Below are 24,375 nucleotides of genomic sequence, written 5' to 3' on the forward strand. Positions count from 1 at the left end.
GGCGGAGACCGCACGCGCCGCGAGGGCTCCTGCGCCAGCGGGCGCGGCGCATGACGCCAGGCGGGGGTGCCCTACCCCACCGCAGGCTGGGGCACGGCGTAGAGGGCGACGAGCTCCTGGAGCATGTCGACCATCGCCTCGAGCTCGGGTACGGGGACGAACTCGCGCACGCCGTGGGCGTTGTAGTAGCACGCGGAGAGGTTCGCGCAGGCGAAGCCGCGGAAGCTCAGCTGGCTGCCATCGGTGCCGCCGCGCATGGGGATGCAGGTCATCTCCTGGCCGATCTTGGCATACGCCGCACGGGCGTTGTCGATGAGGTGGCGGTGCTCGGGAAGGGCCACGACATCGGCCAGGTTGTGGTACTGGTCGCGAATCTCGATGGTCAGGACCTCCTGGCCGAAGGCCTGGTTCACGAAGGCGACGGCCTGGCGCATGAGCTCCTTGCGGGCCTCCACCTTGTCCTGGTCGTGGTCGCGGATGATGTAGTCGGCCAGGGCCTCCTCGCAGTTGCCCTCGACGCGCTCGAGATAGTAGAAGCCGTCGTGGCCCTCGGTGTACTCCGGCCTCTCCTGGGGAGGCACGAGGGCATGGAAGCGCATGATGGCCTCCGAGGCGTTGATCATGATGCCCTTGGCGGTGCCCGTGTGGACCGAGAGGCCCTTGGCCCGGACCTTGGCCTCGGCCGCATTGAAGGTCTCGTAGCAGAACTCTCCCAAGGGACCGCCATCGATGGTGTAGCCGAAGGCCGCACCAAACTCGTCGAGGTCGAGCAGCGCCGCGCCGTGGCCGATCTCCTCGTCGGGCACGAAGCTCACGGCAAGGCGCGGGTGCGGCAGTGACGGGTCGGCCTTGAGGCGGGACAGGAGCGAGACGACCATGGCGTCACCGGCCTTGTCGTCGCCACCCAGGAGCGAAGTGCCATCCGAGGTGACGAGGTCCCAGCCCACCATGCGATCGAGGCAGGGATTGGTCTTGGGGTCGAGTGCGACCTCCTTGCCGTCACGCCCGCTTCCGATGACCAGGCGACCTCCCTCGTAGCGCAGGACCTGGGGATGCACGGGGTCGCCATAGGACTGCCAGGCGGTGTCGATGTGGCAGCAGAAGCCCAAGGTCGGCAGGGCCTCGCAGCCTGCGCTTGCGGGCCAGTGGGCGGTGACGTAGGCGCTTTCGGTGACGCTGACGTTCTCTGCCCCCAGCTTGCGCAGGTCATCGGCGATCACGTTCGCCATGTCGAACTGGCAGGCGGTCGAGGGGACCTTGTCCGCGCTCAGCGGGTCGGACTGCGAGGCCACCGAGCAGTACCTGACAAGGCGGTCGACGACGTCACTCATCTCACTCATGAAAGTCCTTTCGGTTGGCGCAGCGTGCCCTTCTCGCCCACACTCCCTCTGCCTCACACCACCCTATCATCCCCTCGCCCCCTCCGATGGGCCACACACGTTTCCCATTGTTTACTTCTCCGTGACCCCCTGCGGCCGCCGTCCACGCGGTCGTCGCTCCGCGACGGATCCTCCTCGGCGGTAGGGTAGAATCCTGGCATCAAACGACTTTTCGGCACAGCCTCGACCCCGAGCGAAGGGACCACCATGGACACCAACGGCTCCAGCATCACACGGCGCACGTTCATCAGGGGCGGCCTGGGTGCGGCCCTCTCGGCGGCGGGCGTCGGCCTCACGGCCTGTGGTGGCCCCTCCGACGCAGGGAGGACGGACGTGCCGAGCGACACGGGCGAGCCCAAGGTGCTGCGCTTCGGCGTCTCCAACCCCAAGGTCACCTTCGACACCCAGAAGACCTCCAACGACGTGGGCGTCTCCGAGGCAGTGGCCGAGGCCCTGGTGAACATGGACCCCGACACCAAGGAGATCTACCCCGTCCTCCTGACCACGCTGCCCAGCGTCTCGAGCGACGGGCTCACCTACAGCTTCACCCTGAAGGACGACGTCAAGTTCCACAACGGGGAGACCCTCAAGTCCAGTGACGTCAAGTACACGCTGACGCGCATGTTCCTGCCCGAGACCAAGGCCACCTCGATCGACTCCTTCGTCTACATCAAGGGCTCGCAGGACATCATCGACGGCGTGGCCACCGAGCTCTCGGGCGTCCAGGTGCAGGACGACACGCACTTCACCATCGAGCTGACCCAGCCCTACTCCACCTTCCTCGCCATGATGTCCGAGTTCTATGCGATCATCTACCCCGAGAAGGCCTGCACGGAGGCGGGCGAGGCCTGGGGCTCCGGCACCACCTTCATCGGCACCGGCCCGTTCAGGCTCGAGTCCAACGACGACAGCACCGAGGTGGTCCTCAAGGCCTTCGAGGACTACCACGAGGGCAAGGTCGACCTGGACGAGGTCGACTTCGTCTACATCGATGACGCCAACACGCGCATGCTCAGCTACAAGAACGCTGACATCGACCTGGCGTTCATCGACCGCAGCCTCATCAAGACCTATGCTGCGGACGACGACGTCAAGGATGACATCGTCTACTACGCCCCGGCGTCCACGCAGTTCGTGAACCTCAACCTCAAGGACGAGAAGCTCGCAGACGTTCGCGTGCGCCAGGCGCTCTCGCTCGCCATCAACCGCAGGGAGATCTGCGACACCGTGCTCTCCGGCGCCGCCGAACCCGCCAGCTGCTTCTGCCCCTCCTCGGAGTCAGGCCATGACGGCAGCTACGACGTGCTGGACTATGACGTCGAAAAGGCCAAGTCGCTGCTCGCCGAGGCCGGTGCCGATGGCCTTGCGCTGAGCGCCCAGGTGCGCTCACAGGACCAGGACCTCATGGTCGCCCTGCAGGACGCCTGGTCCAAGATTGGCGTCAGCTGCGACGTCCAGGTCATCGACAACGGCGTCTGGTCCGAGTCGCGCAAGAACGGCACGCTCCAGGTGACGCTGGTCACCTGGTCGACCCTCTGCTTCCAGGGCATCGAGCACATGGGCTCCTACTTCAGGAGCGACCGTGCGGCTGCCAAGAGCTCGTTCTACGAGAGCACCGTCTTCGACGCGCTCGTAGACGAGGCGCGCCAGACCACCGACGGCGACAGCGCCATCGCCAACCTCGCCAAGCAGGCCGACAAGCAGCTTGTCCGCATCGACTATGCCTGCCTGCCCGTCTGCTGGCCGCAGATGCCCTATGCCCTCAAGAGCGACTTCAAGGGCCTGCAGGTCCTGGTGAACCCCCTGTTCAGGAAGGTCACCAAGGGCTGAGGGGGGCTGTAGGCGAGCAAGACAGGAGCGGGCAGGCTGGCATACGGCGCTGCCCCGCTGCCCCTCAGCGGGCATCGATAACATGGACGGCAGGGAAGTTACTGTGAGCCTTGGCCGAGAGAACTTCACAGTTCTTCGCTAGCCGTCCAGTTTTCTGTCCCTCATGGATGGCTGGATAACTAGTGTGAAAATTTTTGAAACTAACTCTCGGGTGCACTCACAATACCTCGCCACGCATCCGCAAAGTGACCCTATCCGGGATGTCTGGCGAAGTATTGTGAATCTGTCCCCATCGCAACTCACGATAGTTGTCCTGCCGTCCCCGGGGCCTCTAAAAATGGACGCGTGAGAAACTATTGTGAATGAGGTTGTAGGGCAAGGATGCGAGGACAGCGCATCGCGGCCTGGCGGAGCGCGAAAGCCGCTGCGAACCGATACGGTGACATCCCATCCCCGACCGCCACGCGCTCATTGATGCGCCCGTAACGCCGCCATCCAACTTTCTGCCGAACCCTGCCGCAGCGTACGTCCTTCACCCTACGCCTGTGTCTTGGCCTCGGGCGCAATGCCCACGAGCTCTCGCTCCGCTTCTGAGAGCGCCTCGTCGAAGAGGTGGCAGGCGCAGAGGTGCCCGGGCTCGACCTCACGCAGCTCGGGCGCGACCTCGGTGCAGACCCTCATGCACCGGCTGCAGCGCGTGTGGAACACGCAGCCCTCGGGCGGGTTGGTGGGACTGGGGACGTCGCCCTGCAGGATGCGCTTGTCCTGGATGCGCTCGTGACGGATGCGCGGGATGACGTCGAGAAGGGCCTGGGTGTAGGGGTGCAGTGGCCTCTCGAACAGCGCGTCCTTCTCCGCCAGCTCCATCTCGTGACCCAGGTACATGACCATGACCGTGTCGGAGATGTGCTTGACGACGGAAAGGTCGTGGCTGATGAAGACGTAGGACAGGCCCAGGTCGTCCTGGAGCCGCTCCAGCAGGTTGATGACCTTGGCCTGCACCGACACGTCAAGCGCGGAGACCGGCTCGTCGCACACCACGACCTCGGGCTCGAGCACGATGGCGCGGGCGATGCCGATGCGCTGGCGCTGCCCTCCGGAGAACTCGTGCGGATAGCGGTACTTGTAGGAGAGGTCCAGGCCCACGGCGCCCATGACCTCCTCGACGCGGGCGTCGCGCTCGGCCTTGGTCTTGTAGGTGCCGGCGATGTCGATGGGCTCGGCAATGATGTCGGCCACGGTCATGCGCGGGTTGAGCGAGCTGTACGGATCCTGGAAGATGAGCTTCATCTTCTGGCGCGCCCGTACCAGCGCGTCACCCGAGAGCGCGGTGAAGTCCTCTCCGTCCAGCGTGACCGTGCCCTCGGTGGGCTCCGTCAGACGCAGGACGCACTTGCCCGTGGTGGACTTGCCGCAGCCCGACTCGCCGACGATGGCGAAGGTCTCGCCCCTGTGCAGCTCGAAGGACACGTCCTCGAGGGCATGGACGAACTGCCGGGACTTGCCGAAGAGGCCCTTCTTGATGGGATAGCGCTTGGTGAGGTGCTCCGCCTTGAGCACGACGTCGTTCATGTCCCTGTTCCTGCCCATCGGCTACTCTCCCCAGCTCTTCGTGTACTTCCAGCATGCCACGAGGTGGTTCTCGTCGCCCTCGACGGGCAGCATCCCGGGCGCGTGCTTGCGGCAGATGTCCTTGGCGAACGGGCAGCGCGGATGGAACGGGCAGCCGACCGGCATCTCGTTCAGCATCGGGACGTTGCCGGGAATGGCGTAGAGCGTGTCGACCGACGAGTCGAGCGACGGGATGGAGTCGATGAGGCCCCTGGAATAGGGGTGTAGGGGGTTGGTGAAGAGCTCTGGCGCCAGGGTGTACTCGACCTTGTGGCCGGCGTACATGACCAGGACCCAGTCGGCCATCTCCGAGACGACGCCCATGTCGTGGGTGATGAGCATGACCGCCGTTCCCAGCTCCTCGCGCATGCGGTCGATGAGCTGCAGGATCTGAGCCTGGATGGTGACGTCGAGGGCGGTGGTGGGCTCGTCGCAGATCAGAAGCGACGGACGCGAGGCCAGGGCCATGGCGATCATGATGCGCTGGCGCATGCCGCCCGAGAGCTCGTGCGGGTAGCTCTTGAAGACCTTCTCGGGCGCCGGGATGCCCACGAGGCGGATCATCTCGAGGGCACGTTCGTCGGCCTGCCTCTTGCCCATCTTGGGATTGTGGACCAGAAGGCCCTCGCGGATCTGCCTGCCTGCGGTCATGACCGGGTTGAGCGAGGTCATGGGCTCCTGGAAGATCATGCCGATCTTGCTGCCGCGGTACTGGCGCATCTCCTCGGCCGTGAGCTTGACCATGTCGACGCCGCCCAGCTCTATCGAGCCGTCCGTGACCTTGGCGGGCGGCTGGGGCAAAAGCCCCATGATGGAGAGCGCGCACATGGACTTGCCGCAGCCCGACTCGCCCACGACGGCCAGGGTCTCCCCCTTGCGCATGACGAAGGAGAGGTCGGTGATGGCCGGGAGGTGCCCGTCCTCGGTGAAGAGGGTGACGCTCAGGTTGTTGACGCGGAGAAGGACCTCGCGGGCCCGGTCCTCGTCGAGCCGCTCCTGAGCGAGCTCCCTGGCCTCGCCGCGATACTCCTCGGCAACGACCTCGGAGGTGGTGCGGTGCTTGCCTGCTGTGGTCATGTTCCCCCTCCCCTACGAGCGCATCTTGGGGTCGAGCGCATCACGCAGGGCATCGCCGAGCAGGTTGAACGCCATGACGGTGACGATGATGGCGATGCCGGGCACGACGCTGTAGTTGGTGTTCGACTGGATGTAGGGCTGGGAGGCCGAGATCATCTGGCCCCAGCTGGACATGGGCGGCTGGACGCCGAGGCCCAGAAACGAGAGCGAGGCCTCCGAGAGGATGGCGTTGGGGATGCCCAGCGTCGAGACGACGATCAGCGTCGATATGCAGTTGGGCAGCAGGTGCTTCATGATGATGCGCCAGCTCTTGCCACCCGAGAGGATGCAGGACTGGATGTACTCGGAGCCCTTGAGGCGCATGACGTCGCCGCGGACGAGACGCGCCGTGGACGTCCACATCAGAAGGCCGAGCGCCACGTAGAGGTTCACGAGGCCCGGCCCCATGACGAACATGACGACGATGGCAAAGAGCAGGAACGGGAAGCTCGAGAAGACCTGGATGGCGAACGAGACGACCGCATCTACCCTACCTCCGAAGTAGCCCGCGAAGACGCCGGCAAGGAAGCCTATGACCAAGGCGATGAGCTGGGACACGACGCCGACGGAGAGCGAGATGCGGCAACCGTAGATGACGCGCGAGAGTATGTCGCGGCCGAACTCGTCGGTGCCGAAGACGTGGGCCGACGAGGGTGCTGCCAGCATGTTGGAGAGCTCTTGGGCGTCGGGGTCATAGGGCGCCAGCATAGGTGCCAGCAGCGCCACAAGAACGAGCAGGGCGACCACGACAAGGCAGGCCACACCGAGCCTGTTGCGCTTGAAGATGTTCCAGCTGACCGCCCAGTAGCTCGAGGCACGCCGCCCGCCCGCCTGGGGCCCCTCGGCCTCCTGGGCCCGGACGGCGTCTTTCGCGATGCGCTCGGCCTCCTGGACCCTGCCATCGCTCTTGTCGCTTGAAAGCAGTGCCATTACTCCGCCGCCTCCCCTCCGAGTCGGATGCGTGGGTCCACGACGGCATACAGGATGTCGACGAGAAGGTAGACCACGACGCAGATGATTGCGATGTACATGACCCCGCCCTCGATCAGGGGCAGGTCGCGGGCGTTGATGGCGTCAAGCAGGAGCTTGCCCATGCCCGGCATGGCGAAGACGGACTCGATGAGGATGGAGCCGGTGAAGATGTCGCCCAGCTGCGTGCCCGCGATGGTGATGATGGGGATGAGGGCGTTGCGCAGGCCGTGGACCATGACGATGGACCACTTCCTGAGGCCCTTGGCCTCGGCCGTGCGCATGTAGTCCTGGTTCAGCACGTCCAGCATGGAGGTGCGCGTCACGCGCGCGATGGATGCCGCGTAGCGCGTGCCCAAGGCGATGACCGGCAGCACGAAGGCCGCTGCGGTCTTGACGCCCGAGAGCGGGAACCATCTGAGGTTGAGCGCGAAGATGATCTGGATGATGATGGCCACCCAGAACGACGGCGCCGATATGCCGAAGATGGAGAGGGCCATGAGGATGCGGTCCGCCGCCCTACCATGGCAGACGGCCGACACGATGCCAACCGCCAGGCCCAGGGCCAGGGCGAAGAGATAGGCGAAGCCCGCCAGCCGCACGGTGACCGCGAACGCGTTGCCCATCAGCAGGGCGACGCTCTTGTTCTGGGTGTACGACGTGCCGAAGTCTCCCCTGACCATGTTGGAGAACCAGGTGGCATACTGCTCGGGGACGGGCCTGTCCAGGCCCATCGTGTGCCTGACCTGCTCGATCGTCTGCTCGTCGGCCATGTCGCCCATCATGGTGCGGACGGGATCGCCCGGCACGATGTTGAGGACGAAGAACGTGATGGCGGAGATGCAGATCACCACGCCTACCGCCTGCAGGATTCTCTTTACGAGAAAGTCCCTCATTCGGCCTCTCCCCTCCTCTTGGTCGCGGGCCACGCGCAGGATTCCTCCCTAGGCCCCTTGCGCACGGCGGGGCGCCGCAGGCACGTGCGGCGCCCCGCCTGGCTAGCTTGCGTCGGCAGCTGCGTCTGGACGCAGGCGAACGGCGCGCAGGCTAGGCCGAGTAGTCATCCTTTGTGGTGTCGATGTCGACGTCGATCATGTGGTAGATCAGGTTGCCGACCTTGGCCCCCTTGACGTAGTCCTTGGCGACGAACTGGTTCTTGGGCCAGTAGAGCGGCAGGGTGGCGAAGTCGGTGCGGGTCAGGATGTTGTCGGCCTGCTTGTAGAGGTCGGCACGCTTGTCCTTGTCCTGCTCGATGCGGGCCTCTGCTACGAGACGGTCGAACTCGGCATTGTTGTAGAAGGAGGACTTCTTGGCGGCGTTCTCGCTGTAGAAGTAGGTGTACATGTGGTTGTCGGCGTCGGCATAGAGCGGGAACCAGCCCAGCGCGGTGACCTGGAGGCTGCCGTCGGCCCAGTCCTGGGCCCAGACGCCGTTGTCCTCGACCTGGACGTCGAGGGTGACGCCGATCTCATTCCAGTAGCCCTGGATGGCGACGAGCTGCTTCTGGCTGATGCCGTTACGGACCTTGGCGGAGAGCGTCAGGCCCGAGACGCCGGCCTCGGCGAGGAGGGACTTGGCCTTCTCGGGGTCGTACTCGAACGCCGCGGCGCTCTTGTCGAAGCCCGGGGTCTGGGGGGCCAGCCAGCCGGAGCATGCGATGCCCGCGCCACCGACGATGGAGTCGATGAGCTCCTGGCGGTTGATGGCGAGCGAGAGCGCCTGACGCACGCGGACGTCCTGGAGTGCGGCATCGCTCAGGTTGAGGTTCACGAACTGGGTGCCCAGAGTCTCGTACTGGGTGATGAGGTCCTTGACGTCCGGGTCGTTCTGGTACTGCTGGAGCAGGGAGGCGTCGAGGTCGGTGTAGTCGATGTCGCCGTTCTTGAATGCCATCATCTTGGTGTTGAGGTCGTCATAGAAGACGTAGCGCAGCTCGTCCAGGGCAGGCTCGCCATCGTGGTAGTCAGCGAACTTCTCCAGGACGACCTCGGTGGTGTCGTCGTTGGACTGGACCTTGTACTTGCCGGAGCCCACGCAGCTGGTACCGGAGCCCCAGGAGTCGCCGGCGGCCTCGCAGGCGGCCTTCGGGAAGATGTGGGCGTAGGAGATGCCCAGGTTGTTGACGAAGGTGACCATGGGATCGGTGAGGACGAAGGTGAAGTGGGTGTCGTCCTCGACCGTGAGGCCCTCGAGCTCGGTAGCGGTACCGGCAAGCATCTCCTTGGCACCCTTGATCTTGTCGTACATGTAGGTCGACTTGGCACCGGTGGCCGGCGTGAACATGCGCTCGAAGCTGTACTTGACGTCATTGGCGGTCAACGTCGAACCGTCATGGCACTTGATGCCGTCCTTGAGCTCGCAGTGCAGGGTGACGCCGTCTGCCTCGAAGCTGGGGATCTCGGTCAGCAGGCAGGTGACGAGCTCGTTGTCCTCGGTCCAGCGCAGGGGTGACTCGAAGATGGAGTCGGCGATGGAGGAGGAGGCGGAGTTGGTGGACTTCTGCATGTCCAGACCCTGCTTGGCGTTGGCCTGACCGAACTTCAGGACCTTCTTGGCGGACTCGGGGGAAGCCGTGTTGCCACCGCAGGCGGCGAGTGCCGCCGTGGCAGCCGTACCGCCGGCAGTGAGCGCGGACGCCTTCAGGAAGCTACGGCGTGTGAGGTTCTCCATCATGGATCGCACCTTTCTCAAGACAGGCAGATGTGCCAATGCAACGCTATGCCCTCGATACTATGAGGCATCAATAGTTGCTTGAAGTGCCGCAGTCGGCAGGTGGAAACGTTTGCTTAACATTGCTATTCGGGGCAACCGGTTATCGGTCGGCAGATACCTCGGCCGACCATCGAGGCCGGCGTACGCACGGGGCGCGACCGGTCGTCGGGGCAGACAGGGCTGCCCGCCTGCGCACTAGCCTGTCGCAAATCGGATGACCGCCAGTCCGCAGCGGGCCGGATGACCGCTAACCTCGCATACTTGGGCCTTGAGAACGATTTCATACGAGGTTAGCGGTCATGCGCTCAAGAGATCGAAGGCCCTGTGTTGCACACCCTGTACTGCACACAGAGAGGCGGGGTCGCCTTAGGGCGGCCCCGCCTGCACATGACATGCCATAGGCGGGCGCGTGGAGCGCCGGAAGCCGAGACGAGGCTACTCCTCGACGGGTGCCTCCTCGGACTCCTCGTCCTCCTCGGGCTTGTCCAGAGGCTTGACTTCGACCTCGACGCCCAGCGTCTCGGCAGCAGCCTTCATGGACAGGGAGATGCGACGACGGTCGAGATCGATCTCCATGACCTTCACCTGAACGGTGTCGCCCACAGCGCAGACCTGCGCGGGAGCGTCGACGTGCTGCTTGGCCATCTCGGAGATGTGTACCAGGCCCTCGACCCCGTCACCAAGGTCGACGAAGGCGCCGAAGGTGACGAGCTTGGTGACAGAACCCTCGACGATGGCGCCGACCGGGTACTTCTTGACGAGGGTACGCCAGGGATCCTCGGTGGTCTGCTTGAGGCCGAGGGAGATGCGCTCGCGGTTGAGATCGACATCGAGGACCTGGACCTCGACCTCCTGGCCGACCTTGACGACCTCGGAGGGATGGTTGACGTGGTTCCAGGAGAGCTCGGAGATGTGGATGAGGCCGTCGATGCCACCAAGGTCGACGAAGGCGCCGAAGTCGACGATCGAGGAGACGGTGCCCTTGAGGCGCATGCCCGGCTGAAGCTTCGAGAGGATCTCGGAGCGCTCGGCCTTGCGGGCCTCCTCGAGGACGACGCGACGGGAGAGGACGACGTTGTTGCGGTTGCGATCCATCTCGATGACGCGGGCCTCGATGCGGGTGCCCATGTAGGCGTTGAGGTCCTTGACGCGACGGAGGTCGACGAGGGATGCGGGCAGAAAACCGCGCAGGCCGATGTCGAGGATGAGACCACCCTTGACGACCTCGATGACCTCGCCCTCGACGTTCTCGCCGGCGTTGAACTTCTCCTCGACGCGGTTCCAGGCGCGCTCGTACTCGGCACGCTTCTTGGAGAGGATCAGGCGACCCTCCTTGTCCTCCTTCTGGAGGACAAGCGCCTCGATGGTGTCACCAAGGGCGACGACCTCCTCGGGGTTGACGTCCTTGCGGATGGAGAGCTCGCGGGAGGGAATGACGCCCTCGGACTTGAAGCCGATGTCCAGCAGAACCTCATCGTGCTCGATCTTGACGACGGTACCCGTCACCAGATCGCCCTCATCGAAGTCGGTGATGGTACCGTCGATGAGGCTGTTCATCTCCTCGTCGGACATGTCATCCAGAGAGAAGATGGACGAGTTCTGAATCTCACTCAAAGGTGGACCCCTTTCGAAAAACGGGGCCCCGATCAACATGATCGCTGCCGGGCGCGCGACGGATGCCTTGCGCAGTTGGAAACTTACATGCTCTCGGGGGCCTACAGATACAGGTGCACGGACGCGCTGCCCATGCACAGGACAGGATACCTTTACAGACGCGTGGTTTTCAAGCTGCGGAGAGGCAAATTACGTCGTTGATGGGCGATTTTCACGCCCAGACCAAATTTTCCTCTCGCCTTGGACACAATGGAGACGGACGTCTGGGCACACTTGCCCATAGCGCCCGGGACGGCCATGGCGCCCGGGACGGCAGGGCTGGTCTCGGCATGTCGCCCGGCGCGGGGCCTGCCACGGGACCCGACAAACGGAGGAGGGAGGCAACGCGGTGATCAAGGCAGTGCTCTTTGACCTGGATGACACGCTGCTCGACATCAACCTGTCGGCATTCATGGCACGCTACCTCTCGGGCCGCTGCCGGCTGCTGGCGTATGCCACGCGGACTCCCCTTCCCAAGGTGGTCTGGGCACAGGGACGTTCCTACCTGGACGTCGACAGGGGCGACCGCCAGGATGCCCTCACGAACGAGCAGTTCATGGCGGCTCGGATGGCCGAGCTCTGCGGCATTCCCCTGGGCGAGCCCGCCCTCGCGGACGCGCTTTCCTTCTTCGACGCCATCTACATCGAGCGCCTCAGGGGCGGCCTGGTGCAGGCTCGTCCCCGCGCGGGCGCCCGACGCACGATCGAGATCGCGCAATCCCTCGGCCTCGCCGTCGCATTGGCGACGCAGCCCGTGTTCTCGCTGGAGACGGACCTCGTGCGCATGCGTTGGGCAGAGGTCGATGACATCGACTTCAGGCTCGTCTCACATGCGGGAAACTCCACGCGCACCAAACCGAACGCCCACTATTACCAGGAGTTCTGCTGCACCTTGGGTCTCACGCCACAGGAGTGCCTCATGGTCGGAAACGACGCGGGACGCGACTTCGCGCGTCCCGACTGCGGGTTGCGCACCGCCTACGTGGGACACGGGCTGCCTGGCAAGGGGGTGTTCCGCGGAAGCATCCGCGAGCTGGGGGACCATCTGCCTGAACTGGTGGCGAAGCTGAATGCCGAGGACGCCGCAGGGACATAGGTGGGGCCCGTGACATGGGCCATGCGTGATGCGATACTGTCCGGAGGCGTCGTACCCCGGCGTACCGCGCCCTGGCCTCGTCCGACCGATCGCACGCATTCCAGCGTCCCACCCATACCAGGAGCACCCATGGAAGCATCCGCCTATCGCAACCACGTCGCCATCCTCGAGGAGGAGCTCGTCTGCGCCCTGGGCTGCACGGAGCCCATCGCCGTCGCGCTCGCCGCCGCGCTCGCGCGCGCCGCGCTGCGCGAGCGTCCCGAGCACCTGGAGGTCGCCTGCTCGGGCAACATCATCAAGAACGTGAAGAGCGTGACCGTGCCCAACTCGGGCGGCATGCGCGGCATAGAGGCCGCCGCGACGCTCGGGGCCCTGGGCGGCGATCCCACCGCATCGCTCGAGGTGCTGCAGGCTGTTCGGCCCGAGGACGTGGAGCGCACGAAGGACCTGCTCGAGGACCCTGGCTACTGCATCGTCGAGCTGGCGGAGGGCGTGCCCAACCTGTACGTGCGCGTCAGTGCGGCGGCGGGCGGCCACACGGCCGTCGCCTGCATCGAGGAGCGCCACACCAACGTCACCGAGCTCAGCTACGACGGCAGGCCCACCGTCGCCGCCGGCATCACGGCGACGGCCGCAGGCGCACCGGGGACGGACGCAAATGCGGACTCCGCCGACCGCGGGGCCATCACCCTGGCCTCCATCTGGGAGTTCGCGCATGAGTTCCGGCTGGGGGACGTGGACGCCCTCATCAGTCACCAGATCGGGATGAACCAGGCCATCTCGAGCGAGGGCCTCTCGGGACGCTGGGGTGCCAACATCGGTTCGACCCTGCTCAAGAGCCGGCCTAACGACATCAGCACCAAGGCCCGCGCGGCCGCGGCGGCGGGTTCCGACGCGCGCATGAGCGGCTGCCCCCTGCCCGTGATGATCTGTTGCGGCAGCGGAAACCAGGGCATCACCTGCTCGCAGCCCGTCCTCGAATACGCGCACGACCTGTGGGCGGACCACGAGACGCTCGTGCGCGCCGTGGTCCTCAGCGATCTCACCGCCGTGCATGTGAAGTACTTCATCGGCGAGCTGTCCGCGTTCTGCGGGGCGGTCTCCGCCGGCTGCGGCGCAGGCGGCGGCATCTGCTACCTGCGGGGTGGATCGTTTGCCCAGTTCGAGGCGACCATCGTGAACACCCTGGCAAACGTGGGCGGCATCGTGTGCGACGGGGCCAAGCCCAGCTGCGCGGCCAAGATCTGCGCAGCGGTGGACGCGGCCATCCTAGGCTGCGACATGGCCCTGGCCGACGACAACTTCCTCGCGGGCGACGGGCTGGTGGGCAAGAACGCCGAGGAGACCATCCGCTCCATGGGCTATGTGGGACGCGTGGGAATGCACCCCACCGACGTAGAGATTCTCAACATCATGATCGGCAAGACGGACCTCACGGGCGCATGACACGGGAGCGGGACGGCAAGGGACACCCAGCCTCACGCGATGATGCGATAGCCGGCCTCGCTCACGACGTCCCTGTAGGAGTCGACATCGATAGGGTTCTTGGAGAGGACATGGGCTTGACGGCTTTCCAGGTCGACCGTCGCCCAGGTGCCGGCGATGGAGTCAAGCGCGGCGGTGACGTTGCGCGCGCAGTGGTCGCAGGTCATGCCCGCCACCGTGAAGTCAGCCTTATAGGGATAGTGGCTCTCATCGGTATCCACGATCTTGACGTCCCTGAAGCGCCTGGCCGAGCTCTTGGCATCGCCCGAGCAGCAGCTCCGCCTGCCGGTGGCCGTTTCGATGATCCTGCGCGCACCCAGAGCGACGACTGCGAGAACGATCGCGATGATGATGAGATCGGCTGGATTCATGGAGGCCCCCTCTGGATATTTGTTTACCAGAGAGAACTATACCCGTTCTTCTCCGCACACGTCTCCGGCCTTCCCGAGCGACGTCCGTCCCGGCCCTAGTCCGTGAAGCCGCGATCGTCCAGCAGAGGTCCTGACGCGCCATCGGCCGCAGAGGTCGCCAGCTGGTCGCAGCGCTCGTTGAGCTCGGTGCCCGCATGGCCCTTGACCCAGACGAAGCTCACCTGGTGGGGCTCCTTGGCCGCAAGCAGGCGCTTCCACAGGTCCACGTTCTTCACCGGTTGCTTCTGTGCGTTCCTCCAGCCGCGCCTGAGCCACCCCGTCACCCAGTTCTTGTTGAACGCGTTGCAAACGTACTGCGAATCGGAATGGACCTCCACCTCGCAGGGACGCCTGAGCGCCTCGAGCGCGACGATCACGCCCAGCAGCTCCATGCGGTTGTTGGTCGTACGGCGGTATCCCTGGCTGAACTCACGGCGATGCACGACTCCCGCAGGGTCGCGGTAGAGGAGGACCGCCCCGTAGCCCCCGGGGCCGGGATTGCCGCGCGAGGAGCCATCGGTCCACGCCACGACGCGCATCGGCCCCGCGGCGACGCGTGGGCGAGGGGGGGCCGCCACCCCCTCTGCGCCAGGAGCCCGGCCCACATCCACCGACTCGCCCGCGGCAACGGGGCGACGCCGCTCTCGCATGAACTCGTCGAAGCTCGGCATCACTTGGCCTCCGCCCAGTTGGCGCCGTAGGAGACGTCGGCCAGGAGGGGCACGCGCAACTCGCAGACGCCCTCCATGGTCTCCTTCACCAGCTTAGAGAGGACCTCGATCTCGTCCTTGGGTACCTCGAAGTCCAACTCGTCGTGGATCTGCAGCACGAGCTTGGACCTAAGGCCCTCCTGCCGCAGGCGCTCGGCCACGCGCACCATCGCAAGCTTGATGATGTCGGCGGCCGTGCCCTGCATGGGGTGGTTCATGGCCGTTCGCTCGGCGAAGGAGCGCAGCTGGAAGTTGCGGGCGTTGATGTCCCTGATGTGACGCTTGCGACCATACATGGTGACGGCATAGCCCCGCTTGCGCGCGAAGTCGACGCTCTGGTCCAGGTACGCACGGACGCCGGGGTAGGCCTCGAAGTAGCGGTCGATCATCTCCTGGGCCTCCGCACGGCCGATCCTGAGCGAGGATGCCAGGCCAAAGGCCTGCTGTCCGTACACGATGCCAAAGTTGACGGCCTTCGCCCGACTGCGCAGCTGCGGCGTGACCTCCTCCACCGGCACCCCAAAGACGCGCGCGGCGGTCGCCGCATGGAAGTCTGCGCCCGAGTTGAAGGCGCCCACCAGGTGCCCGTCCGCCGAGAGGTGCGCCAGGAGGCGCAGCTCGATCTGGGAGTAGTCACACGCCAGGAAGACCGAGCCCTCCGGCACGGTGAAGGCGGTCCGCACGCGATGGCCCAGTTCGGAACGTGTGGGGATGTTCTGCAGGTTGGGCGCGGAGCTCGAGAGGCGACCCGTCGCGGCCACGGTCTGGTTGAGAGTGGTGTGGATGCGCCCGTCGCGACGGATGTCGGCCGGCAGCGCGTCGAGGTAGGTGCTCTTGATCTTGGCACGCTCGCGGTAGTCCAGGATCATGCGCACGCGCCCGTCCTGCTGGGCAAGGTCCTCGAGGGTCTTGGCGTTGGTCGAATAGAAGCCCTTCTTGGTCCTCTTGAGCCCGAAGGTCGGCAGGCCCCACACGTCAAACAGCACGTGGGAGAGCTGCTGCGGCGAGTCCATGTTGAAGTCCTCGTCCGCGTCGGCCTTGATCGTGGCGACCATGCAATCGATCTCGGAACCAAGCTCCCGCGACTGCTCGGCCAGCCTGCCCGCGTCGGCATGCAGCCCAGTGCGCTCCATCTGCAGCAGCACACGCAGAAGCGGCATCTCCAGGTCGCAGAACAACCCCTTCGAGCCATCCTCCTCGAGGCGCCTTGCCAGAAGCGGGCACAGGGCCCAAGCCCCCACGGCGTCGAGGGCGGCCTGGGGAAGCTCGTCGGTGGGCTCGGGCAGGGACATGTCCATCTCGCGCGACACGAGGTCGGCCACCGAGAAGGACGCGGCATCCGAGTCGAGGAGGTAGCCCGCCACCGCGACGTCGAAGACGCGGCGGTGGTCGACGTCCGTGACGTCGAGGGCGGCCCTCTCAGCCGAATCGGACGGGTAGACCTGGTGGACGAGGGCCTTGACATCGTCTGAGGCGACCTTGCCCTCACGCACCAGGCGCACGATGGCAAGGGGGAGGTCGTCCCCGTCGAGGTGCGCGAGGCCCTTCTCGGACGCCAGCCAAAGAACGGGTCGCGGCTCCTCATCGAAGAGCGAGGCCTGGCCACGCTTCCGCTGCGGCAGCTCGATGGCGGCACCCACCCACTCCCCGGACGCAAGGGCGTCCTCGAGGAGGGCGCGGGCGTCGGCACCGCCGACTGGCTCGGAAACGGGGAGCGAGGGCTCGCTGGCAGCCATGGGGGCACTCCCCTCCCCCGCCCCCATGCGAACCAGGCGCCTGATCATGCCCGTGAAGCCCAACGCCGAGAAGGCCGCGCTCACCTCGGCCGCATCGAAGGTCGGGAAGCGCGCGTCGTCGAAGTCGAACTCGATCGGCGCGTCGGTGCGGATGGTGGCCACCTTGCGGCTGAGCAGGGCGTCGTCCACATGGGCCCGCAGGCTCTCGCCCATCTTGCCCCTGACCTCGTCTGCGTGGGCGATGACCTCGTCGAGGCTGCCGTACTGCACGATGAGGGCGGCCGCCTTCTTGGGGCCGATGCCCGGCACGCCGGGGATGTTGTCCGAGCCGTCGCCCTTGAGGCCGTAGAAGTCGGGCACGAGGTCGGGTGTGATGCCGTGGTAGAGGTCGTCGACGGACTCCGGCGTCATGATGGCGACGTCGGAGACGCCCTTCTTGGTGGAGACGATCTTCACGTTCTCGGTCGCGAGCTGGTACATGTCACGGTCACCCGTGAAGAGCAGCATCTCGTAGCCGGCGGCCTCCCCGCGGCGCGCGAGGGTGCCCAGGATGTCGTCGCCCTCCCAGCCGGCCAGCTCGACCACGGGCACGTCGAGCGCCCGCAGCAGGTCCTTGACCATGGGGAACTGCTCGTGGAGGCTCTCGTCCATGGGCGGGCGCTGGGCCTTGTACTGGGGCAGCATGTCGATGCGAACCTGAGGCTTGCCCTTGTCGAAGGCACAGATGACGCCATCGGGCGAGAACGAGTCGACGAGCTTGACGAGCATGTTGAAGAAGCCGAAGAGCGCATTGGTCGCCCGGCCGTCGGGCGCGCTCATGGGCTGGCGGATGGCGTGGAACGCGCGGTGCATCAGCGAGTTGCCGTCGATGACGGCGATGGTGCGGCGCGTCGGGGCAGCGGCTGACGCGGAGGCGCTGGGTGGTGCGGGCTCGCCGATCGGCATGCTGGCGGACACGGCGCTGGCGGATTCGGGCGTTGGCAGGTCTGGCATGGGTGATGCTCCTTGTGAGGTCGCGTCCCGGCGAGGGATGCCCCCCGCATGTACGGTGCACCCCATTGTAGCGGGCGGGGGCGACGCGCGGCATCAGCCGCGCATTGCCCCAGGACGGACGTGCCGGGCACGACCCCGGTGCCGTGGCATCCCTCCCCACCCGATCGATGCCGCTCTGGCGGCTGCTACCCCTCGGCCACCGCCTGCATGGCGACGGCGCCCAGGTAGTTGACTGGCTGGCAGAAGTTGGGCTGGAAGAGGAAGTCGAAGGCGGCCAGGTCGTCGATGGTGTTGTGGTTGTGGATGGCGATGGAGACGGCATTGGCGGCCTGGGAGACGTCGTGGGGACAGGCGAACTGCGCACCCTTGACCTCGCGCGTCGCGGGATCCCAGGTCAGGATACAGGTCACCGGCTCGGTGGTGAGCATGAAATCCGGGCGGTAGTCCTGCACGAGGGTGGTTGAGCGCAGGCGCATGCCCAGGGCCTCGGCGTGGCCCGCGGTCAGACCCGTTGCGGCAAGCGAGAGGCCATAGAGCTGCACGGCCGAGGTGGACTGGGTACCCCGATACGCCTGGGTGGGCGCTGCTATGTTGGCGCCGACAAGCAGGCCCTGGCGCACGGCGTTGGTTGCCAGCGGGATGTAGTCGGGCTTGCCCGTGGGGTTGTAGAGCACCGTCGCGCTGTCGCCCGCAGCAAGGACGTCTGGGCTCGACTCCGCCTCGGGCGTGCCGTCGGCAGCGAGGGGCGTGGCGCGCATGTACTCGTCCACCTTGATGGCGCCGTTTGGCAGCATGTCGAGCATGCCGGAGAAGAGGTCGGTGCGCGGGAGGAAGCCCGCCGCCATGATCAGGTAGTCCACGCGGCGCTCGCGTCCGCCCGAGACCACGGTGACACCGTCCGCATCGGCCGAGACGCGCTCGACCACCTGGCCCAGTGCCAGCTCGACGCCATGGGCCGCATAGGCCTCCTCGACGAGTTTGGTCACGTCGGCATCGAAGTTCTTGGCCAAGACGCGGCCGAGGCCATCGATGAGCGTGACCCTCGCCCCCATGAGGGAGATCTGCTCGGCCAGTTCGGCTCCGATGTAGCCGGCGCCCACCACGGCCACGGAGGCGGCCACGGCGACCTTTTCCTTGATGGCCCTGCCGTCGTCCCAGTTCTTGCAGCGCAGGACGCGTCCGATCCCGAGGCCTTCGGCCAAACCGGGGATGGGCGGAAGGACCGGCTTTGACCCCGTGGCCGCCACGATCTTGTCGAATGCCAGGGTGCCCGTCTCGCCCGAGTCGATGCCGCGCCAGGCGAGCGTCTTTGCGGCAAGATCGACGGACGTGACATCGCAGCGCATGTGCATGGTCGCGCCGAGCGAGGCCAGGGCCTCGGGGGACGAGTAGAACATGCGCCTGGGGTCGGAGACGTTGTTGCCCACCCAGAGCGCGATGCCGCAGGAGAGGAAGGAGAGGGTGTCATTGCGCTCGAACACATGGACCTGCCAGCTGGGATGCTGGGCCAGGATGGACTGGGTCGCGAAGGTGCCGGCATGGGTGCATCCCACGACCGCAACGACCTTCTGGTCGCATGCGGCGCGAGCGGACGAGGCGGCGGCGAGCGCGTCAGGGCTGGGGGCAGCGCCAGGCCCAAAGGCGGGCCTTGGGGTGGGACGGTCTGCGCGGATGTGGTCGGTGTGGTCGAACATGGTGGGTTCCCTCCTGCTTGATGGCTGCGTGCTCTTGCTCGTGCCGCCGCCCGGCGACGGCGCGGCGTCGGCGGCGACGATGCTTCGCGCACGACGCCTGGGGTTCGGGGCCCGATTCACGAGCCGCAGTACCCCTCGCGGTCTTCGGCGCCAATTATGTTATTAAATCTATAGCAATTATGGAAGAGGGGACATGGGGAACGGGTGCGAGAGGAGCGCGAAGAGCGGCGCGACAGGCGCGTTGCTGGACATGCAGCCAGGTCAGGGGCTCATACGCCCTTCTCCGCAATCCAACGAACGGGATCCGTTGGTGCTGGGCCATGCGGTAGGCTGCCCGAGGGGCTACGTGAGGCGATGTGCGCGAAGGCCCCATGCGAGTCTCAATGCCTGGCCAAGTGTGCACAAGATGGCGAGCACCTCGAAATACCACGAGTCCAGAGACAAGAGGGTGCGATTGTGGCAGCATGGACTCGGTAGTGTGGCAGCATGGTCCCGGTATGCCGACTCAACGTTTTCTGTACTCAACGCCCTTTGCACTCAACGCTTCTGTAGTCTGGACACCCGGTAAGGAGAGAAAGCCCTCATGGCAACAGACAAGGTATCCGAGGAATACGGCAGCCTGGTATTCACCGATGCGGACATGCAGCAGCGTCTGCCCAAGCCCACCTACAAGGAGCTGCGGCGCGTCATAGACGAGGGCAAGGACATCGACCTCGACATCGCCAACGAGGTCGCCCACGCCATGAAGGAGTGGGCGCTCGAGAAGGGCGCGACGCACTTCACCCACTGGTTCCAGCCCCTGACGGGCATCACCTCCGAGAAGCACGACAGCTTCATCAACCCCAAGTCCGACGGCACCGTTCTCATGGCGTTCTCGGGCAAGGAGCTGGTGCAGGGGGAGCCCGATGCCTCCAGCTTCCCCAACGGCGGCCTGCGCGCCACGTTCGAGGCCCGCGGCTACACCGTCTGGGACCCCATGAGCCCCGCCTTCATCAAGGACGAGGTGCTCTGCATCCCCACCGCCTTCATCAGCTACACGGGAGAGGCCCTGGACAAGAAGACCCCGCTCCTGCGTTCCGAGGTCGCCCTCGAGGAGCAGACGAAGCGTGTGCTGGCGCTCTTTGGCAAGGAGCCCCGTCGCGTCGTCACCACCTGCGGCCCCGAGCAGGAGTACTTTCTGATCCAGGAGGACGACTACAAGGCCCGCCCCGACCTCATCCTCTGCGGCCGCACGCTCTTTGGTTGCGAGCCCGCCAAGGGCCAGGAGCTTGAGGAGCACTACTTCGGCGCCATCCGACCCTCGGTCAACGCCTTCATGAAGGAGGTCGACGACGAACTCTGGAAGCTTGGCATTCCCGTGCGCACCAAGCACAACGAGGTGGCCCCCTGCCAGCACGAGCTTGCGCCCATCTTCGAGCAGGGGCCTCTCGCGATCGATGACAACCTGCTCACCATGGAAAAGCTCAAGCTCCTGGCAACCCACTACGGCCTGGCCTGCCTGGAGCACGAGAAGCCCTTCGAGTACGTGAACGGGTCTGGCAAGCACGACAACTGGTCCTTGTCCGCCGACGGCGAGAACCTCCTCGAGCCAGGAGACGACCCCGAGGACAACCTGCAGTTCCTGGTGTTCCTCGCCTTCCTGGTCGCTGCCGTCGACGACCATGCCGACCTGCTGCGCGCAAGCGTCGCCTCGGCGGGGAACGACCATCGCCTGGGCGCCAACGAGGCGCCCCCCGCCATCATCTCTGTCTTCCTGGGCGACGCCCTCACGCCGGTCGTCGAGGCGCTCATCAAGAAGGAGCACGCAGAGTCCCACGACCGCGAGCGCGTCGACCTGGGCGTCCCCGCGCTGCCCGACATCCTGCGAGACAACACCGACCGCAACCGCACGAGCCCCTTCGCCTTCACCGGCAACAAGTTCGAGTTCCGCATGTGTGGCAGCCAGCAGAACCTCTCGGACCCCAACATCATCCTCAACACCGCCGTGGCCGAGCAGTGCGACCGCTTCTGCAGCTACGTCGAGACCCACGGCGATCTCGAGTTCATGGCGGCGGCCCTGCAGTTCGTGCGCCACACCTTCCGCGACCACCAGCGCATCCTCTTCGACGGCAACGGCTACTCGCAGGCATGGGAGCAGGAGGCCGAGGGGCGTGGCCTGCTCAACAACAAGACCACTCCAGACGCGCTGCCTTGCATGGTCGATCCCAAGAACATCGCCTTCCTCGAGAGGTACGGCGTCCTGACCGAGACCGAGACGCGCGCCCGCTACGTGGCTCAGGCCGAACAGTACGCCAAGCTCATCAACATCGAGGCCAACACCATGGTGTACATGGTGCGCCATATGTACCTGCCGGCGCTCTTCGACTACTCGGGCGACATCGCGACCTCCGTCGCCACCAAGGCCGAGATCGGCATCGAGAGCAGGGCCGAGAGGGAGGTCGTCACCACGCTCACGGGCGGCATCAACGAGATCTACTCCGCCGTGGCCGCCCTCGACGAGGACAACAGGCATGCGCAGTCCATCGAGGACTGTCGCGAGCAGGACGACTACTATCGTGACAGCGTCATCCCCAAGATGGTGACCCTGCGGGCGGCCGTCGATGCGATGGAGATGATCTGTGGCACCGACTACTGGCCCGTCCCCAGCTACAACAAGATGCTCTTCTACGTGTAGGGGAGGCGCAGGGGCACCGTACGGCGCGAATGGGCTACCCTAGGGGGAGCATCCGCATAGACAAGGACGTCTGGGGGGATCATGCCCGCTCTCATCACGCACCACCTGTTTGGCGAGGAGGCAGTCTCGCTCCTGCCCGAGGGCATCGTCTCGAACCAGGAGGAGATGCTCTCGTTCCTATTGGGGAACCAGGGCCCCGACCCGCTCTTTGCGTGCTTCTCCACACGACCGGATGTGGCACGCGCCTGCCACCAGCTGGCGCACGCCATGCATAGGTCCCAGGTAACCGAGGCCCTCCTGGCGTTGCGCGACGCGGTGAGTCACCTGCCCGAACGGGACAAGACCATCGGTCGCGCCTTCGCCCTGGGCATGCTGGGCCACTACCTGTTGGACAGCACGGCCCACCCGTTCGTCTACGCGCAGCAGAATGCCATCTGCGAGGCGGGCGTAGGGCTGGAGGATGCGGGTGGCGACGTTCATGCCGTGATCGAGAGCGACATCGACTCCTGGCTCCTGTGGGCCTACCGTCACCAGACCGTCTCCGAACACCCCGTCTCGCTCAACCTCGCACGCACCGGTCGCATCGAGCGCGTGGCCGGTGCGATGGTCGCCCAGGTCGCCTGGCAGGTCTTCGACCTCTCGATCCCCGCCAACGCCTACGGCGGGGCCGTAGGCGACTACGAGCTCGTCTACCGGGTCATCGATGACGGCAGCGGACTGAGGACGGATGCCATCGCGCTGGTCGAGCGCATCTTCCGCTCGCACTCGCGCGCACAGGCGCTGGCTCACCACGACACCACGAGCGACGCTTGCGCCGCAGCAAACCTCTCGCACCACGAGTGGCATGACCCCTACACGGGCGCCCCGAGCAGCGAGAGCTTCCCTGACCTGTTCTTCTCGGCCCTGGACCGCTGGGAGGCCATGGCCGAGAGCTACGTGAAGGGCGACGCCCGCGCGCTGCGTGCCGTCACGGGCAAGCGCAATTACGACGGGGAGCCCACGAGCGAGTAGCCCGGCCTCCGTCGCCGGGAGACTAGTCCTCCCATGGCTCCATCTCGTCTTCCATCTCTTCGACCATCCGACGGACGCGAGCGAGGTAGTCTGTCGTGGTGAAGGCCTCACCACACTCCTGGGCCGCCTCGGCCGGCGCGGCCTCGCGCACCACACGCACGAGCGACGTGATCAGCGGGATGAGCACGACCGTGAGCGCCGACGACGCACGTGAGGTCCCTGCGCACCATACGTAACACTCGGCTATCATGCGAGGGGAGCCCATCCCCTTCCCCGAAGCAACGTCCCGACCGAGGGAGACCCGATGTCACACGCGCTCCAGAGGGTGCGCCGCACCCAGACCCAAGTCATCCTCCACGTCGTCTCGATCGTCCTCACCATACTCAGCCTCATCGTCGGCCTGATCGGGATCGGCGTCGTGGGGGCCTGGTTCGCCGGCGGGGCAGGCCTCGTCGACACCGACCAGTCGACGCTCACCGGCGGGCTGCTCACCTTCGCCGCCGCCGTGCTGGTGCTGGTCACGGGCGTGCTCGGCATCATCTCCAGCGAGGACTACTCCAAGGTGGGTCCGTATCGCGGCCTCTGCTACTCCGTGAGCCTGCTGATACTGCTCGTGCTGATCTATGGTTGGGCAAACGGAACGTTTTTGCTGTTCAACCCCCTGGTCCTGATGGCAACTACCATCTATGTGCTCATATGCTCGACCCTGGCCGACAGGGTGCAGAGCGAGTACGACCTGGGCATCAAAGGCAAGCTCATCACCCGCGACGCCACGCAACGCACGCTGCACTTCCTCGCAAGCATCATCACCATCGAGGGCGTCATGTACCTCGTCGCGGGAGGCGTCGCCTACTATGTCCTCGATCAGCACCTCCTTGGTCCCGATGCGCAAGGGGGCGCCGTCGGCCTGCTGGGGCTGGTCAATCCTGGTGGCACGCTCACGCTCGAGACGCCTACCGCGATAGCCCTGGCCATCGTCGCGCTGGGCATCCTTCGCCTGATGGTGGGCCTCTTGGGCATCCGAGGATCCAACCATCCCCAGAGGGTCGCCCCCTTCCTGGCGGTGTGCCTGGCCGTCTCCGCCATACAGGTGTTGTCGTTCGTGGCTTCCGTGGCCCGTGCGGGACTGGGGGGCGCCAACTACGCCGAGACCCTGCTGTCGCTGCTGCTGTACGGCACCTGCGCCCGCCTGTCCCTGCGCATACGCCAGGGCAGGGGCGCGTCCGGGGCGTCTCCCGCACGGCAGGGCTTCCCGACGCACCAGGCGTGACCCACACGCCCGCGTGCCCCGTCGTC

The 24,375-nt window shown here is 65.8% G+C and carries 18 protein-coding genes; 6 read left to right on the plus strand and 12 right to left on the minus strand.

Annotated features, from left to right (window positions below; translation table 11 throughout):
* Nucleotides 1–71: 71 nt before the first annotated feature.
* Complete coding sequence (gene pepT / locus OLSU_RS06610; protein WP_013252176.1) at nt 72–1,340, minus strand: peptidase T; 1,269 nt, start codon at nt 1,338–1,340, stop codon at nt 72–74.
* A 246-nt stretch (nt 1,341–1,586) separates the two neighbouring features.
* Between pepT and OLSU_RS06615 the strand changes: the two genes are divergently transcribed.
* Nucleotides 1,587–3,209 (plus strand): ABC transporter substrate-binding protein, encoded by a 1,623-nt coding sequence (locus tag OLSU_RS06615; RefSeq protein WP_013252177.1) that lies wholly within the window; start codon nt 1,587–1,589, stop codon nt 3,207–3,209.
* 537 nt (nt 3,210–3,746) lie between these two features.
* Here the strand turns inward: OLSU_RS06615 and OLSU_RS06620 are convergent.
* From OLSU_RS06620 to rpsA, 6 genes are all read right to left on the minus strand, one after another.
* A complete protein-coding gene (locus OLSU_RS06620; protein ID WP_013252178.1) occupies nt 3,747–4,799 on the minus strand; it encodes an ABC transporter ATP-binding protein in 1,053 nt (350 codons plus the stop codon).
* Nucleotides 4,800–4,802: 3 nt separating this feature from the next.
* The gene (locus OLSU_RS06625; protein ID WP_013252179.1) at nt 4,803–5,897 is read right to left on the minus strand and encodes an ABC transporter ATP-binding protein; all 1,095 of its coding nucleotides are present in this window, start codon (nt 5,895–5,897) and stop codon (nt 4,803–4,805) included.
* A 12-nt stretch (nt 5,898–5,909) separates the two neighbouring features.
* Nucleotides 5,910–6,866: an ABC transporter permease gene (locus OLSU_RS06630; RefSeq protein ID WP_013252180.1), complete on the minus strand. Its 957-nt coding sequence runs from the start codon at nt 6,864–6,866 to the stop codon at nt 5,910–5,912.
* A complete protein-coding gene (locus OLSU_RS06635) occupies nt 6,866–7,801 on the minus strand; it encodes an ABC transporter permease (protein ID WP_013252181.1) in 936 nt (311 codons plus the stop codon). The genes OLSU_RS06630 and OLSU_RS06635 overlap by 1 nt, the downstream gene beginning before the upstream one ends.
* Before the next feature lie 151 nt (nt 7,802–7,952).
* The gene (locus OLSU_RS06640; RefSeq protein ID WP_013252182.1) at nt 7,953–9,578 is read right to left on the minus strand and encodes an ABC transporter substrate-binding protein; all 1,626 of its coding nucleotides are present in this window, start codon (nt 9,576–9,578) and stop codon (nt 7,953–7,955) included.
* A gap of 474 nt (nt 9,579–10,052) precedes the next feature.
* Nucleotides 10,053–11,231, minus strand: a complete 1,179-nt coding sequence (rpsA, locus tag OLSU_RS06645) for a 30S ribosomal protein S1 (protein ID WP_013252183.1) — start codon at nt 11,229–11,231, stop codon at nt 10,053–10,055.
* Nucleotides 11,232–11,619: 388 nt separating this feature from the next.
* Here rpsA and OLSU_RS06650 point away from each other — a divergent pair, with 388 nt between their 5' ends.
* Both OLSU_RS06650 and OLSU_RS06655 read left to right on the plus strand, forming a co-directional pair.
* On the plus strand, nt 11,620–12,366 hold the full coding sequence (locus OLSU_RS06650; protein ID WP_013252184.1) for an HAD family hydrolase: 747 nt from the start codon (nt 11,620–11,622) through the stop codon (nt 12,364–12,366).
* 129 nt (nt 12,367–12,495) lie between these two features.
* Nucleotides 12,496–13,812: an L-cysteine desulfidase family protein gene (locus OLSU_RS06655; RefSeq protein ID WP_013252185.1), complete on the plus strand. Its 1,317-nt coding sequence runs from the start codon at nt 12,496–12,498 to the stop codon at nt 13,810–13,812.
* A gap of 32 nt (nt 13,813–13,844) precedes the next feature.
* Here the strand turns inward: OLSU_RS06655 and OLSU_RS06660 are convergent, their stop codons facing one another.
* From OLSU_RS06660 to OLSU_RS06675, 4 genes are all read right to left on the minus strand, one after another.
* Entirely contained in the window at nt 13,845–14,222 is a 378-nt protein-coding gene (locus tag OLSU_RS06660; RefSeq protein WP_013252186.1) for a heavy-metal-associated domain-containing protein, read from the minus strand.
* Between the two features lie 95 nt (nt 14,223–14,317).
* Complete coding sequence (gene rnhA, locus OLSU_RS06665) at nt 14,318–14,800, minus strand: ribonuclease HI (protein WP_041549456.1); 483 nt, start codon at nt 14,798–14,800, stop codon at nt 14,318–14,320.
* Nucleotides 14,801–14,931: 131 nt separating this feature from the next.
* Nucleotides 14,932–17,700 (minus strand): DNA polymerase I, encoded by a 2,769-nt coding sequence (gene polA / locus OLSU_RS06670; RefSeq protein ID WP_013252188.1) that lies wholly within the window; start codon nt 17,698–17,700, stop codon nt 14,932–14,934.
* A gap of 185 nt (nt 17,701–17,885) precedes the next feature.
* Nucleotides 17,886–19,394 carry an NAD(P)/FAD-dependent oxidoreductase gene (locus OLSU_RS06675; RefSeq protein WP_013252189.1) on the minus strand — a complete coding sequence of 503 codons (1,509 nt, stop codon included), beginning with the start codon at nt 19,392–19,394 and terminating at the stop codon, nt 17,886–17,888.
* A gap of 583 nt (nt 19,395–19,977) precedes the next feature.
* Between OLSU_RS06675 and OLSU_RS06680 the strand changes: the two genes are divergently transcribed.
* Nucleotides 19,978–22,068: a glutamine synthetase III family protein gene (locus OLSU_RS06680; protein ID WP_013252190.1), complete on the plus strand. Its 2,091-nt coding sequence runs from the start codon at nt 19,978–19,980 to the stop codon at nt 22,066–22,068.
* A gap of 81 nt (nt 22,069–22,149) precedes the next feature.
* Complete coding sequence (locus OLSU_RS06685) at nt 22,150–23,079, plus strand: zinc dependent phospholipase C family protein (RefSeq protein WP_013252191.1); 930 nt, start codon at nt 22,150–22,152, stop codon at nt 23,077–23,079.
* 22 nt (nt 23,080–23,101) lie between these two features.
* Here the strand turns inward: OLSU_RS06685 and OLSU_RS06690 are convergent, their stop codons facing one another.
* A complete protein-coding gene (locus OLSU_RS06690; RefSeq protein WP_013252192.1) occupies nt 23,102–23,344 on the minus strand; it encodes a hypothetical protein in 243 nt (80 codons plus the stop codon).
* A gap of 39 nt (nt 23,345–23,383) precedes the next feature.
* Between OLSU_RS06690 and OLSU_RS06695 the strand changes: the two genes are divergently transcribed.
* On the plus strand, nt 23,384–24,349 hold the full coding sequence (locus tag OLSU_RS06695; protein ID WP_013252193.1) for a hypothetical protein: 966 nt from the start codon (nt 23,384–23,386) through the stop codon (nt 24,347–24,349).
* Nucleotides 24,350–24,375 lie beyond the last annotated feature (26 nt).

Origin of the sequence: Olsenella uli DSM 7084, from assembly GCF_000143845.1 — a bacterium.
Lineage (GTDB): Bacteria > Actinomycetota > Coriobacteriia > Coriobacteriales > Atopobiaceae > Olsenella > Olsenella uli.

Excerpts from the sequence above, each read along its gene's own strand:
- pepT (WP_013252176.1), bottom strand. The coding sequence starts at position 1,340 with ATGAGTGAGATGAGTGACGTCGTCGACCGCCTTGTCAGGTACTGCTCG.
- OLSU_RS06615 (WP_013252177.1), top strand. The coding sequence starts at position 1,587 with ATGGACACCAACGGCTCCAGCATCACACGGCGCACGTTCATCAGGGGC.
- OLSU_RS06620 (WP_013252178.1), bottom strand. The coding sequence starts at position 4,799 with ATGGGCAGGAACAGGGACATGAACGACGTCGTGCTCAAGGCGGAGCAC.
- OLSU_RS06625 (WP_013252179.1), bottom strand. The coding sequence starts at position 5,897 with ATGACCACAGCAGGCAAGCACCGCACCACCTCCGAGGTCGTTGCCGAG.
- OLSU_RS06630 (WP_013252180.1), bottom strand. The coding sequence starts at position 6,866 with ATGGCACTGCTTTCAAGCGACAAGAGCGATGGCAGGGTCCAGGAGGCC.
- OLSU_RS06635 (WP_013252181.1), bottom strand. The coding sequence starts at position 7,801 with ATGAGGGACTTTCTCGTAAAGAGAATCCTGCAGGCGGTAGGCGTGGTG.
- OLSU_RS06640 (WP_013252182.1), bottom strand. The coding sequence starts at position 9,578 with ATGATGGAGAACCTCACACGCCGTAGCTTCCTGAAGGCGTCCGCGCTC.
- OLSU_RS06655 (WP_013252185.1), top strand. The coding sequence starts at position 12,496 with ATGGAAGCATCCGCCTATCGCAACCACGTCGCCATCCTCGAGGAGGAG.
- OLSU_RS06660 (WP_013252186.1), bottom strand. The coding sequence starts at position 14,222 with ATGAATCCAGCCGATCTCATCATCATCGCGATCGTTCTCGCAGTCGTC.
- rnhA (WP_041549456.1), bottom strand. The coding sequence starts at position 14,800 with ATGCGCGTCGTGGCGTGGACCGATGGCTCCTCGCGCGGCAATCCCGGC.
- polA (WP_013252188.1), bottom strand. The coding sequence starts at position 17,700 with ATGCCAGACCTGCCAACGCCCGAATCCGCCAGCGCCGTGTCCGCCAGC.
- OLSU_RS06675 (WP_013252189.1), bottom strand. The coding sequence starts at position 19,394 with ATGTTCGACCACACCGACCACATCCGCGCAGACCGTCCCACCCCAAGG.
- OLSU_RS06680 (WP_013252190.1), top strand. The coding sequence starts at position 19,978 with ATGGCAACAGACAAGGTATCCGAGGAATACGGCAGCCTGGTATTCACC.
- OLSU_RS06685 (WP_013252191.1), top strand. The coding sequence starts at position 22,150 with ATGCCCGCTCTCATCACGCACCACCTGTTTGGCGAGGAGGCAGTCTCG.
- OLSU_RS06690 (WP_013252192.1), bottom strand. The coding sequence starts at position 23,344 with ATGGGCTCCCCTCGCATGATAGCCGAGTGTTACGTATGGTGCGCAGGG.
- OLSU_RS06695 (WP_013252193.1), top strand. The coding sequence starts at position 23,384 with ATGTCACACGCGCTCCAGAGGGTGCGCCGCACCCAGACCCAAGTCATC.